This is a genomic window from Streptomyces kaniharaensis (assembly GCF_009569385.1).
In the GTDB taxonomy this organism is placed as follows: Bacteria; Actinomycetota; Actinomycetes; order Streptomycetales; family Streptomycetaceae; genus Kitasatospora; species Kitasatospora kaniharaensis.
Genome location: NZ_WBOF01000001.1, coordinates 3655257 through 3668250, shown reverse-complemented (window position 1 = coordinate 3668250; position 12994 = coordinate 3655257). Strand labels below are relative to the sequence as shown.

Annotated in this window: 8 protein-coding genes; all 8 read right to left on the bottom strand. The window is 69.8% G+C overall.

Annotated elements, in window-relative coordinates:
* Positions 1 to 58: 58 nt before the first annotated feature.
* Positions 59 to 1075 (bottom strand): ABC transporter ATP-binding protein, encoded by a 1017-nt coding sequence (locus F7Q99_RS16605; RefSeq protein WP_153462367.1) that lies wholly within the window; start codon positions 1073 to 1075, stop codon positions 59 to 61.
* Positions 1068 to 2117: an ABC transporter ATP-binding protein gene (locus F7Q99_RS16600; protein WP_153462364.1), complete on the bottom strand. Its 1050-nt coding sequence runs from the start codon at positions 2115 to 2117 to the stop codon at positions 1068 to 1070. Before F7Q99_RS16600 ends, F7Q99_RS16605 begins: the two co-directional genes overlap by 8 nt.
* 19 nt (positions 2118 to 2136) lie before the next feature.
* Positions 2137 to 3078 (bottom strand): ABC transporter permease, encoded by a 942-nt coding sequence (locus tag F7Q99_RS16595; RefSeq protein WP_153462362.1) that lies wholly within the window; start codon positions 3076 to 3078, stop codon positions 2137 to 2139.
* A complete protein-coding gene (locus tag F7Q99_RS16590) occupies positions 3071 to 4015 on the bottom strand; it encodes an ABC transporter permease (protein WP_153462360.1) in 945 nt (314 codons plus the stop codon). Before F7Q99_RS16590 ends, F7Q99_RS16595 begins: the two co-directional genes overlap by 8 nt.
* 89 nt (positions 4016 to 4104) lie before the next feature.
* Entirely contained in the window at positions 4105 to 5733 is a 1629-nt protein-coding gene (locus tag F7Q99_RS16585; protein ID WP_153462358.1) for a peptide ABC transporter substrate-binding protein, read from the bottom strand.
* Positions 5734 to 6160: 427 nt separating this feature from the next.
* Complete coding sequence (gene typA, locus F7Q99_RS16580; protein WP_153462356.1) at positions 6161 to 8065, bottom strand: translational GTPase TypA; 1905 nt, start codon at positions 8063 to 8065, stop codon at positions 6161 to 6163.
* A 210-nt stretch (positions 8066 to 8275) separates the two neighbouring features.
* Positions 8276 to 10078 (bottom strand): ABC transporter family substrate-binding protein, encoded by a 1803-nt coding sequence (locus F7Q99_RS16575; protein ID WP_153462354.1) that lies wholly within the window; start codon positions 10076 to 10078, stop codon positions 8276 to 8278.
* 112 nt (positions 10079 to 10190) lie between these two features.
* Positions 10191 to 12803, bottom strand: coding sequence for a SpoIIE family protein phosphatase (locus F7Q99_RS16570; protein WP_230210240.1), 2613 nt, complete (start codon positions 12801 to 12803; stop codon positions 10191 to 10193).
* Between the last annotated feature and the right edge of the window lie 191 nt (positions 12804 to 12994).

Sequence of the window (12994 nt, the reverse complement as noted above, 5' to 3'; positions counted from 1 at the left end):
GAGCGCCGGAAGGGCCCGTGGCACGGAGCCACGAGCCCTTCCGGATGCGTCACGGGGATCAGACGGCAGCCGTCTCCCGGACCTCGGCGAAGTGGCAGGCCGACTGGTGCGCGGCCGCGCCCTTCAGCACCGACGGCACCGCCAGCAGCGGGACCTCGGTGGAACAGCGCTCCTCCGCCTTCCAGCAGCGGGTGCGGAAGCGGCAGCCGGACGGCGGGTTGGCCGGCGAGGGGATGTCGCCGGTCAGGATGATCCGCTCGCGGGTCTCGCGCGCCGTCGGGTCCGGCACCGGCACCGCGGACAGCAGCGCCTGGGTGTACGGGTGCGTGGCGTTGTCGTAGATCTCCTCGTCCGAACCGATCTCGACCATCTTGCCGAGGTACATCACGCCGACGCGGTCGGAGATGTGCCGGACGATGGAGAGGTCGTGGGCGATGAACATGTAGGAGAGCCCGAACTCGCCCTGCAGCTGCTCCAGCAGGTTGATCACCTGCGCCTGGACGGACACGTCCAGGGCGGAGACCGGCTCGTCGCAGATGATGATCTCGGGCTTGAGCGCGAGACCGCGGGCGATGCCGATGCGCTGGCGCTGGCCGCCGGAGAACTGGTGCGGGTACCGGTTGATGTACTCCGGGTTCAGGCCGACGACGTCCAGCAGGTCCTGAACGGCCTTGCGGCGGTCGCCCTTCGGAGCCACCTCGGGGTGGATCTCGAACGGCTCGCCGATGATGTCGCCGACCGTCATGCGCGGGTTCAGCGAGGTGTACGGGTCCTGGAACACCATCTGGATGTTCCGGCGAACGGCCTTGAGGGCCTGGCCGGTCAGCTTGGAGATGTCCTCGCCCTTGAACAGCACCTGGCCGGAGGTGGCCCGCTCCAGGTTCATCAGCACCTTGGCCAGCGTGGACTTGCCACAGCCGGACTCACCGACGATGCCGAGCGTCTCGCCCTTCATCAGGTCGAAGGAGATGCCGTCGACCGCCTTGACCGCGCCGACCTGCTTCTTGAACAGGATGCCCTGGGTCAGCGGGTAGTGCTTGACCAGGTCCTTGACCTCCAGGATGGGCTCAGCCATGGAGGGTCTCCTTCCAGAGGTGGCACGCGCTGCGGCGGCCGGTGAGCTCCTTGCCGTCCTTGTCGGCCACCTGGTGCAGCGCCGGGATCTCCGTGCGGCACAGGTCGGTGGCGACGTCACAGCGGGGGTTGAACGCGCAGCCGGCCGGGACCTTCAGCAGGTTCGGGGGCAGACCCTTGATCGCGTACAGCTCCTGGCCCTTCTGGTCCAGGCGCGGGATGGAGCGGAGCAGACCCTTGGTGTACGGGTGCGCCGGGTTGGCGTAGAGCTCGCGCACCGGGGCCGTCTCGACGATCCGGCCCGCGTACATGACGGCGATCTTGTCCGCGACGTCGGCGACCACGCCGAGGTCGTGGGTGATGAGGATCAGACCCATGTTGTACTCGGCCTGCAGCTCCGCGAGCAGGTCCATCACCTGGGCCTGGACGGTCACGTCCAGGGCGGTGGTGGGCTCGTCGGCGATGATCAGGTCGGGCTCCATGGAGAGCGCCATGGCGATCATGATGCGCTGGCGCATACCGCCGGAGAACTGGTGCGGGTAGTCGCCGACGCGCTGCCTGGCGGCGGGGATGCGCACCCGCTCCATCAGCTCGATCGCCTTCTCGCGGGCCTCCTTCTTGGAGGCGCCGCGGTGCACCCGGAACATCTCGCCGAGCTGGGCGCCGACGGTCATCACGGGGTTCAGCGAGGAGAGCGCGTCCTGGAAGATCATCGCGATCTTCTGGCCGCGGATCTGCCGGCGCTCCTCCTCCTTCATGGCCAGCATGTCCCGGCCGCGGAAGAGGATCTGGCCCTGCCGGATCTTGCCGGGCGGCATGTCGAGGATGCCCATGATGGTCTGGGCGGTCACCGACTTGCCGGAGCCGGACTCGCCGAGCACCGCCAGGGTCTCACCGGCGGCCACGGAGTAGTTGACGCCGTTCACGGCCTTCGCGACGCCGTCCCGGGTGTGGAACTCCACGTGGAGGTCCTTGACCTCCAGCAGCGGGGTGCCAACTTCGAGCCGGCCGCTCTTCTGGTTCTTCTCGATCACGGTGGTCATCGGGTCGTCACCTCTTCTCTCAGCGGAGCTTCGGGTCGAGGGCGTCGCGCACCGCGTCGCCGAGCATGATGAAGGCCAGCACGGTGACGCTCAGGACCGCGGCGGGGAAGAGCAGCACGTGCGGGGCCGACAGGAAGCGGACCTGGGCGTCGCTGATCATCAGACCCCAGGAGATCTCCGGCGACTGGACGCCGATGCCCAGGTAGGACAGGGCGGCCTCGGCGCCGATGTAGACACCCAGGCTGATCGCGGCGACGACGATGACCGGCGCGATGGCGTTCGGCAGGATGTGCCGGAAGGTGATCCGGCCGGAGCCGGCGCCCAGGGCGCGGGCGGCCATCACGTAGTCGTTGTTCTTGTTGGCCAGCACCGAGGCGCGCATGATGCGGAAGATCTGCGGCCAGCCGAGGACGGCCATCACCAGCGAGACGGTGTAGGCGTTGCCCTTGCCGAGCATCGACATGATCAGCATGCCGCCGAGCAGGGTCGGGATCGAGAAGAAGATCTCGGTGAAACGGGACAGGATCGAGTCGGTGATCCCGCCCTTCCAGCCGGCCAGCAGACCCAGAAGGGAGCCGACCACGGTGACCAGGGTGGTGGTCAGGATGCCGACGATGATCGAGTTGCGGGCGCCCCACACCGTGCGGGTGTAGTTGTCGCAGCCCTGGACGTCGTAGCCGAACCAGTGCTCGGCGCTCGGGCGCTCCAGCGAGTGCGACAGGTCGCACGCGCCGTTGGCGAACGGGCTGCCGTCGGTGAACCACTGCGGCACGATCGAGATGACGATCAGGCAGGTCACCAGCACGCCACCGATGATGAACAGCGGGTTGCGGCGCAGGTCGCGGACCGCGTCTGACCAGAGGCTGGCGACGCGCTCCGGCTTCTGCTGCTTCGCCGGCTCGGTCTTCGGGGTGTTGTCCCCGGCCGGGGCCGAGGCGTCCTTGGTGATGGTGTCACTCATAGCGAATCCTCGGGTCGAGCACGGCGTACAGCATGTCCACGATCAGGGTGGTCACGAGGTAGATCATCACCAGCAGCGTGACGACGCCGACGATGATCGTCCCCTGCTTCTGGTAGACGGCCTGGGCGAGCAGGCCGCCGATACCGTGGATGTTGAAGATCTTCTCGGTGATCACCGCACCGCCCATCAGGCCACCGAGGTCGGCGCCGAGGAAGGTGACGATCGGGATCAGCGCGTTGCGCAGGGCGTGACGGCCGATCACCCGACGGCGCTTCAGGCCCTTGGCGACCGCGGTGCGGACGTAGTCCGCACGCATGGTCTCCATCAGGCTGGTGCGGGTCAGGCGGGCGACGTACGCGAGCGACAGCGAGGCCAGCACGAAGGCCGGCAGCAGGTAGGCCCGCAGGCCATCGTCCTCGTTGAACGAGACCGAGAAGAAGTCGATGCCGTAGGAGTTCTTCAGCTGGACGCCGAGCACCAGCTGAAGGATGAAGCCGGTGACGAAGACCGGGACGGAGATGACCAGCAGGGTGCTGATCAGGACCAGCTGGTCCAGGAACTTTCCCTTGCGCAGGGCCGCCATGACGCCTGCCGCGATACCGACGACCGCCTCGATGACGAAGGCCACCACGGCGAGGTTCACGGTGTAGGGGAAGGCGTCGCCGATCATGTCGCTGACCGAACGCCCGGTCAGGCTCTCACCCAGGTTGCCCTGGAAGACGCCCGAGATGTAGTTCCAGTACTGAAGGAGGAACGGGTCGTTCAGGTGGTACTTCTGACGGATCATCTCCGCCACGATCGGGTCAGCGCGCTTCTCGCCCGCCAGCGCCTGCACCGGGTCACCGGGCAGGTAGTGGACGAGCGCGTAGATCAGCAGCGTCGCGCCGAGCAGGACGGGGATCGCCTGTATCAGTCGGCGGATCACATAGCGGCCCATCAGACCTCCATACTTTCGGACAAGGAAGGGAGGCGGGAGGACTCGGACTGTCGTCCGGTCCGCCCGCCCCCGATCGTCTGACTACCAGATCAGCCGGCGAGCTCGACTTCGGCCAGGTTGTAACGCGACTGGGCGTCGGTGTCGAAGTTCTTGATCTTCTTCGTGTACGCGGCGGACGCCTGGTAGCTGTACACCGGGATGTACGGCATGTCCTTGATCAGGACGTCGTCGGCCTGCTGGTAGAGCTTGATGCCCTCGTCCTCGGTCTTGGCCGAGTCGGCCTGGGACAGCAGGGTCTCGAACTGGTCGTTGACGTAACCGCCGTAGTTCGAGCCGCTGTCGATCGCGACCTTCGAGAAGATCGGACGGAGGTAGTTCTCGATCGACGGGTAGTCCATCTGCCACGCCATGCGGAAGGCGCCCTGGTACTCCTTCTTCTGCAGCGAGTCCAGGATCTTGCCGAACTTCTCGAACGGCTTGAAGGTGACCTCGATGCCCAGGTTCTTCTTCAGCTGGTTGCCGACGGCCTCGATCCACTCCTTGTGGCCGCCGTCGGCGTTGTAGCCGAGCTCCAGGGTGTTGTTCGGCAGACCGCCGGCCTGGGTGAAGAGGTCCTTGGCCTTGGCCGGGTCGTACTTGCAGGCGTCGCCGCAGGCGTCCTTGCGGTAGCCGTTGATCAGCGGGCTGATGAAGTCCGAGGCCGGGACGCGGGTGCCGGCGAAGATCGTCTTGGTGATCTGCTCGCGGTCGATCGCCATCGAGATCGCCTTGCGGATCTCCGGCTTCTGGTAGGCCGGGTTGTAGGCGATCGGGAAGCCGATGTAACCGACGCCCGACTCCGGCTTGTTGATGTAGCGGTCGCCGAACTCGCTGGCCACGCTGGACATCGCGGAGATCGGGAGCTTGTTGGTGGCCTGGATGTTGTCCGCGCGCAGGTCGTTGTAGGCGGTGTCCAGGTTGTCGTAGATCTTGAAGGTGACACCCTGCAGGTGGGCCTTGGTGCCACCGTAGTTGTCGTACCGCTTGATCTTGATCTGCTTGTTGTGCTCCCAGGCACCGTCCATCTGGAACGGGCCGTCACCGATCGGGTTCTCGCCGAAGGCCTTCGGGTCGTTGAAGAACGCCTTGGGCAGCGGGTAGAACGCGCTGTAGCCCAGCATGGTCTTGAACTGCGAGAACGGCGCCTTGAGGGAGACGGTGAAGGTCTTGTCGTCGACGACCTTCAGGCCCTTGAGCTCCTTGGCGGTGGGCTTCTTGTCCTTGCCCGGGGCCAGCTCCTCGGAGCCCTCGATCTTGTCGAAGAACGGCATGCCCTCGGCGGCGTTGTCCTGGTTGGCGCCCCAGTTCCAGGCGTCGACGAAGGACTGGGCGGTGACCTTCTCACCGTTGTGGAAGGTGTAGCCGTCCTTGAGCTTGATCGTCCAGAGCTTGGAGTCCTGGGTCTCGATCGACTCGGCGACCTGCAGGCGCGGGGCGTTGGTCTTGCGGTCGTAGTCGACCAGGCCGGCGAACAGCGCGAAGAGGACCTGGTTGCCCTCGGACTCCGCGGTGTTCTGCGGGACCAGACCCTTCTGCGGCTCACCGAGCTGCACGGCGATGGTGCCACCACCGGACGCGGCCTTGTCGTCGCTGCTCTTGGAGCTGGTGCTGCAAGCGGTCGCCGCGAGGGCGATCGCGGTCGCCGCGACAAGCCACTTGGTCTGGGTTGCACCGCGCATGGGGGATGCCTCCTGAAATCGACTTTCCAACGAGGAGAGCACCGCGGATGGTGATACCGGTCCGCCGTGCCGTCCGCGCTCGTGGTTTCGGCGCGCACCCCTGCGCGTTAACCCTTGACCCGAGCCTGACTGGTCCCACTATCCGTCACGCAGGGACACGAAAGTGACCAATGCCGATCTCAATTAGGTCACATGAACGGTCGGTAAGTTTCGAAAACCGGACATATAAGACATAGTCAGACAGGTACCAAACGGACAGTCGTCATGCATGACGGACTGTCGTGTTCGCTCAGCGGACACCTGGCGGTGATAAGCGATATTCCGTTTATACGCGCGTCGACAACTTGCGGTAGTTGAAAAAGTTCGCCCCCCTCTCCATCGGAAAGGGGGGCGGACTTTCGGCCAAAGGCCGTTCAAACCGACCGGATCATGCCTTCTTGGCGCGCGAGGCGGTGCGGCCGCGGTCCTTCTGGTCCAGGACGACCTTACGGATGCGAACCGTCTCCGGAGTCACCTCGATGCACTCGTCCTCGCGGCAGAACTCCAGCGACTGCTCCAGCGAGAGCTTGCGCGGCGGGACGATCGACTCGGCCACGTCGGCGGTCGAGGACCGCATGTTGGTGAGCTTCTTCTCCTTGGTGATGTTCACGTCCATGTCGTCGGAACGCGAGTTCTCACCGACGATCATGCCCTCGTACACCTCGGTGCCCGGCTCGCAGAACAGCACGCCGCGCTCCTGCAGGTTGGTCATCGCGAAGGCGGTGACCACACCGGCCCGGTCGGCGACCAGTGAGCCGTTGTTGCGGGTGGTCAGGGTGCCGAACCACGGCTCGTGGCCCTCGTGGATCGAGTGCGCGATACCGGTACCGCGGGTGTTGGTGAGGAACTCGGTCCGGAAGCCGATGAGGCCGCGGGACGGGACGACGAACTCCATCCGGACCCAGCCAGAGCCGTGGTTGGACATGTTGTCCATCCGGCCCTTGCGGACACCCATGAGCTGCGTGACCGCGCCCATGTGCTCCTCCGGCACGTCCACGGTGAGGCGCTCGACCGGCTCGTGGGTCTTGCCGTTGACCTCCTTGGTGACCACCTGCGGCTTGCCGACGGTCAGCTCGAAGCCCTCGCGGCGCATGGTCTCGATCAGGATGGCCAGCGCCAGCTCACCGCGGCCCTGCACCTCCCAGGCGTCCGGGCGCTCGGTGTCCAGCACGCGCAGCGAGACGTTACCGATCAGCTCGCGGTCCAGGCGGTCCTTCACCTGGCGGGCGGTGACCTTGCGGTCCACCTTGGCGCCGGACTTGGCGTCCGCGCCCTTGCCGCTGCCGCCCCGGCCGACCAGCGGCGAGGTGTTGGTGCCGATGGTCATCGAGATGGCCGGCTCGTCCACCGTGATCAGCGGCAGCGCGATCGGGTTCTCGGTGTCGGCGAGGGTCTCGCCGATCATGATGTCCGAGATACCGGCGACGGCGCAGATGTCACCGGGGCCCGCCACCTCGGCCGGCTTGCGGGTGAGCGCCTCGGTCATCAGCAGCTCGGAGATGCGGACGTTCTGGATCGTGCCGTCGCGCTTGATCCAGGCCACGGTCTGGCCCTTGCGCAGCTCGCCCTGCTCGACGCGCAGCAGCGCGATGCGGCCGAGGAAGTTGTCGGCGTCCAGGTTGGTGACGTGCGCCTGAAGCGGGGCGTCCTCGTCGTAGGTCGGGGCCGGGACGTGCTCCAGCAGGGTGGAGAAGAACGGCTCCAGGTTGGTGCTGTCGGCCGGGACGGTGCCGTTCTCCGGCTTGGTCAGCGACGCGACGCCGTCACGGGCGCAGGCGTAGACGATCGGGAACTCGATCTGGTCCTCGTCCGCGTCCAGGTCCAGGAACAGGTCGTAGGTCTCGTTGATGACCTCGTCGATCCGGGAGTCCGGACGGTCGGTCTTGTTGATGCAGAGGATGACGGGCAGACGGGCGCTGAGCGCCTTGCGGAGCACGAAGCGGGTCTGCGGCAGCGGCCCCTCGGAGGCGTCGACCAGCAGCACGACCGCGTCCACCATCGACAGACCGCGCTCGACCTCGCCACCGAAGTCGGCGTGGCCCGGGGTGTCGATGATGTTGATGGTGATCGGCGCGCCGCCGTCCTTGGGGTGGTACTTGACCGCGGTGTTCTTCGCGAGAATGGTGATGCCCTTCTCGCGCTCCAGGTCGTTCGAGTCCATCATGCGGTCGTCGAGCTGCTGGTGGGCGGCGAAGGCGCCGGCCTGCTTCAGCATGGCGTCGACCAGGGTGGTCTTGCCGTGGTCGACGTGGGCGACGATGGCGACGTTACGGATGTCGTTGCGCGTGGGCATGCCTAGCGGATTCTCCCGGAATCGTGGGTTACGGCGCCCGGCCGCGAGACGCCGACCAGCGATCCCTGTTGATCGCCGCCGCCCGTTCCGCCTGCTACTACCGGTCCACCCGCCGGGCAACGGACATGCCTCGGCTTCCTCCTATCGTACGGGGAACCGCCCAGGTGGGCCGAAACGAGCAGGTGGGGCGGGATCAAGATCACAGGTGGGTCAGGAACTCCGCGCCCACCCCACGTCCTGGAAGCGCGGCCAGCCGAAGCCCCAGACGCCCGCGCCCGCCACGCCCGACCGGACGCCGACCAGCTCCGGGCGCTGGTAGAGCGGCACCGAGTGGCCGAGCTGCCAGATCCGGATGTCGGCCTCCTGGAGCAGGTCGAGGCGGGCGGCCGGGTCGAGTTCGGCGGCTGCGCGGTCGAAGAGGCGGTCGATCTCCTCGGTGCCGCTGCGGGCGTAGTTGGTGCCGGGGTCGAGGGCGCCGGTGGGGTCGGGCCGCGGCTTGGCGTAGACGGGACGCTGCTGGCTCGCCGGGCTCGGGCCGGCGGGCCAGGAGAAGAGGGCGAGGTCGTAGTCCCCGACGGCGAGGTGGTCCTTGACGAAGGTCTCGGCCGGCGCGGTCACCGTCTTCACCGCGATGCCGTGCTCGGCGAGGTCGGCGGTGAGGGCGTCGGCGGTGCGCTTCGCGGTCGCGGAGCCGGCCGGGATCAGCAGCGTGAGGGCGAGCTGCTTCCCGTCCTTGACCCGGGTGCCGCCCCCGGCGGGCCGCTTCCACCCGGCGTCGTCCAGCAGCCGGGCCGCGTCGGCGGGGCCGCCCGCCGTGCTGTTGTCCCGGTAGCCGTCCTGGTCGCCCGCGAGCAGGTGGCTGCCGAGCGGGGCCGCGGCGAGGCCGAGCGGGGTGAGGGCGGCGTCGGCGATCCGCCGGCGGTCGACGGCGCGGCCGAGGGCGAGCCGCAGCGCCGGATCGGTGAGCGGGCTGCGGGCGGCGTTCAGCGTGAGCTGGGTCAGCGAGGGCGCGGCGGCCCGGTGCACGGTGACGCCGGGCAGCGACTCGGCGCGCCGCAGGGCGAGCGCCGCCGCCTCGGGCGCGGCGGCGGGCGGTGCGGCCGCCGCCGCGGGGCTGCCGGAGGGCGGAGCCGGTACGGCCCGGTCCACCGCCGCGGTGAGCGGGGCGATGTCGATCCGGTCCTGGTCGAGGGCGTCGAGTCGCCGCTCGGGCGGTTCGGCGAGGAAGTCAATCCGGTCGGCCTTGGGCGCGTCGCCCCACCAGAGCGGGTTGCGGACGACGGTCACCCGCCCGCCCTCGGCGTCGTAGCGGGACACCGTGTACGGCCCGGCGGTCAGGTGCGCCCCGCCCGACAGCGCCCGGGTGAAGGCGGCGGCCGTGGCGGTCTCGGCGGCAGGGTAGAGCGGCCCGAACAGGGACGGCCACTCGGCGTACGGCCGCCGGAAGGTGACCCGGACCTCCTGCGGGTCGGCGCCCTGGGTGATCGCGTCGATGGCGTCGTACCCGGCCGGGTGGCCGCCCCCGTAGGCGGGGTCGAGGCCGGAGAGGGCGGCACGCTGGGCGATGAAATCGGCGGCGGAGAGCGGGGTGCCGTCGCTCCAGACGGCGTGCGGGTTGAGCCGGTAGGTGACGACCTGGGGCTGCTGCCCGGGCGGGGTCGACTCGGCGCCGGTCAGGTAGTCCGGGTCGGGGACGAGCTGCCCGTGCTCGTCGGGCCGGAACAGCGAGGGGTAGAGGGCGTGCGCGAGCAGCGCCGAGTCGGCGGTCGCGGCGGGCTGGTAGACGTTGAGCGTGGCGGGGACGCGGTCCACCGCCCAGCGCAGCGTGCCGCCGTCCCGGACGGCGGTGCGGTCGGCGGGCCGGACGTCGCCGGTGGCGGCGGTGGGGTCGGCCGAGGCCGGGACGGGCTCGGGGGCGGGGGTCGGGGCGGGGGCCGGGCCGTCGGAGCAGCCGCCCAGCGTGGCGGCGAGCAGCAGCGCGGCGGCTGCGGCGGTGAGCTGGCGGACGCGCATGGCGGCCATGGAACGCCGCCGGCTCGGCGCGCCCCGGCCCGACACGGCGGGCTGCCGGGCGGCTCCACCCGGACAGCCGATCGGCCCGCCGGTCCGACAGAGCCGCCCGGCCCTACAGCGCCAGCTCGAACCAGACGATCTTGCCCTTGGGCGTCCGCCGGCTGCCCCAGCGCTCCGCCAGCAGGCTGACGAGCTGCAGGCCGCGCCCGCCCTCGTCGGTCTCCTGGGCGCGCCGCTGCCGGGGCTGGGCGTAGCCGTCGTCCCAGACCTCGCAGACCATGCTGCGATCGCGCAGCAGCCGCAGCCGGATCTCGCCCCGCCCGTGCTTGAGCGCGTTGGTGACCAGCTCGCTGACCAGCAGCTCGGTGGTGTCGACCAGCTCCTCCAGGCCGCGGGAGAGCAGCCAGCTGCAGGCGAGTTCGCGGGCCTTGGCGACGGAGGTGGGCTCCGGCGGCAGGAACCAGTTGCCGACGGCGTCCTCGGGGAAGGCGTGCACCTTGGCCATCAGGAGCGCGATGTCGTCCTCCCCGTGGTGCGGGTTGAGCTCGCCGAGGACGTGGTCGCAGAGGTCCTCGAGGCCCTTGCCCTCGACGGAGAGGGCGGTGCGGAAGGCGCGCAGGCCCTCGTCCAGCTGGTGCTTGCGGCTCTCCACCAGGCCGTCGGTGTAGAGGCCGAGGACGGCGCCGTCGGGGAGGGTCAGCTCGACCTCCTCGAAGGGTTCGCCGCCGACGCCGAGCGGCAGGCCGGGCGGAACGTCGAGCATCCGGGCGGGTTCGCCGGGGCCGAGCAGGACGGGCGGCAGGTGGCCGGCGTTGGCGAACACGCAGCGCCGGGTGACGGCGTCGAAGACCGCGTAGACGCAGGTGGCGAGGTAGACCTCCCGGGCCTCCTCGTCGGCCGTGGAGGTGAGGCGGCCGTACGGGGTGGGCGGGCCGGCGGGCACGGAGTCGTCGCCGAGGCCGCGGGCGATCTCGTCGAGGGCGCCGAGCACCTCGGCGGGGTCGAGGTCGAGCATGGCGAGCGTGCGGACGGCGGTGCGCAGCTGGCCCATGGCGACGGCGGCGCGCAGGCCGCGGCCCATGACGTCGCCGATGACGAGGGCGGTGCGGTTGCCGGGCAGCGGGATGACGTCGAACCAGTCGCCGCCGACCTCGGTGTTGTTGTTGCTGGGCAGGTAGCGGCAGGCGATCTCCAGGCCGCTGGCGGCCGGGTTGCCCGGGGGCAGCAGGCTGCGCTGGAGGATCAGGGCGCGTTCGTGCTCGCGGCGGTAGAGCCGCGCGTTGTCGATGCAGACGGCGGCGCGGGCGACGAGTTCCTCGGCGATGGCGACGTCGCGGGCGTCGAAGGGCTCGCTGCCGATGGCGCGGGAGAGCTGGACGAGGCCGAGCACCTGGTCGCGGGCGACCAGCGGGACGATCAGCGTGGAGCGCAGCAGCGGGTCGGGCCCGGGCTCGGGGACGACGCTGCGGCCGGTGCGCAGGGCCCGGGCGTGCGGGGAGCGGCGGGGGTAGCAGAGGGTGCCGCCGGCCTCGGCGATCGGCAGGCCGGTGACCGAGCCGAGCACCGAGGAGGCGCCGCCCACGACGCTGGAGACCGCGACCCGGCGCAGCTCGCCGCTGCCGTCGGTGAGCACGGTGTCGCCGAGCCGGCCGGCGCTGGGGACGGTCTCGCCGGAGAGCAGCGCGGTGTAGAGGTCGACGGTGGCGAGGTCGCAGAACGGCGGGACGACGACGTCGAGCAGTTCCTTGGCGGTGGTCTCCAGGTCGAGCGTGGAGCCGATGTGCGCGCTGGCCTCGTTGAGCAGGGCGAGGTTGCGGCGGACGCCGTCGGCCTCGCGTTCGGCGACGTGCCGGCTGGTGACGTCTGAGACCTGCCCGGCGACGCCGATCGGCTGCCCGGCGGTGCCGTTGAGGCGGTAGAGCGAGACGGCCCAGAGCCGGTTGCCCTCGCGGGTCGGGACGACGCCGTGGAAGCGCAGGTCGAAGGTCGGCTCGCCGGTGGCGAGGACCTTGCGCAGGGCGGCGGTGAGCCGGTCGGCCTCGGACACCGGGAAGAGGTCGTGCGGGGTGAGGCCTTCGAGGTCGGCCGGGGTGAGGCCCATGCCGGAGGCGAAGGAGTCGTTGACGCGCTGGAGGCGGAGGCGGTCGTCGAACAGGATGAAGCCGGTCGGGGTCTGGCCGAAGACGGCCTCGGAGGCGGCGAGGTCGGTCTCGATGCGGCGCAGTCGGCCGAGGTCGACGGCGAGGCAGGTGGCGCCGGCGGTGGGCAGGGCGCTGTCGGGCATCATGTACAGCTCGGCGAGGCCCTCGCCGCCGGTGGCGTCCCGGTAGGGGGTGGTGCCGACCCACTCCTCGCCGCTCAGGGTGCGTTCCAGCCGGGCGCGGCCGCGCTGCCAGAGTTCGCGGGGGACGAAGGTGGTGATCGGGTCGGCGCCGACGGCCTCGGTGGCGGGGACGCCGAAGAACTCGGCGGCGCGCTCGCTCCACTGGCTGATCCGCCCGTCGGGGCCGATCGCGAAGGTGGCGACCCGGATGTAGTCGTAGATCGAGCCGGGGTCGCCGGCGCCCCAGTGGGCCTCGGCCACGGAGTGGGCGAGGCGGCCCGGGCCCGCGGCCGCGGCGGCCGGGGCGACCGCCGGGGTGGGCAGGTACGGCGAGCCGGCCTGCCCGGGCACAGCGGCATGACCGCTGCTGCTCGGCGCCTTCCGCGCCGGGGTGCTGTTCAACGGACCGACCCCTCCAACCCGCGACCGTCCGGATGTCGAGAAGACCGAGTATTCATCATCAAGGGGTGCCTTCACACGCCCTCAACATCACAACATCGGATCGGGCGAAGGTTTTTGTCCTACCGCCCGCGCAACCACAATGCCACGCCCGCGCCCCCTTCCGGGGCGCGCGCTCCCCCCAGACGTCAGGT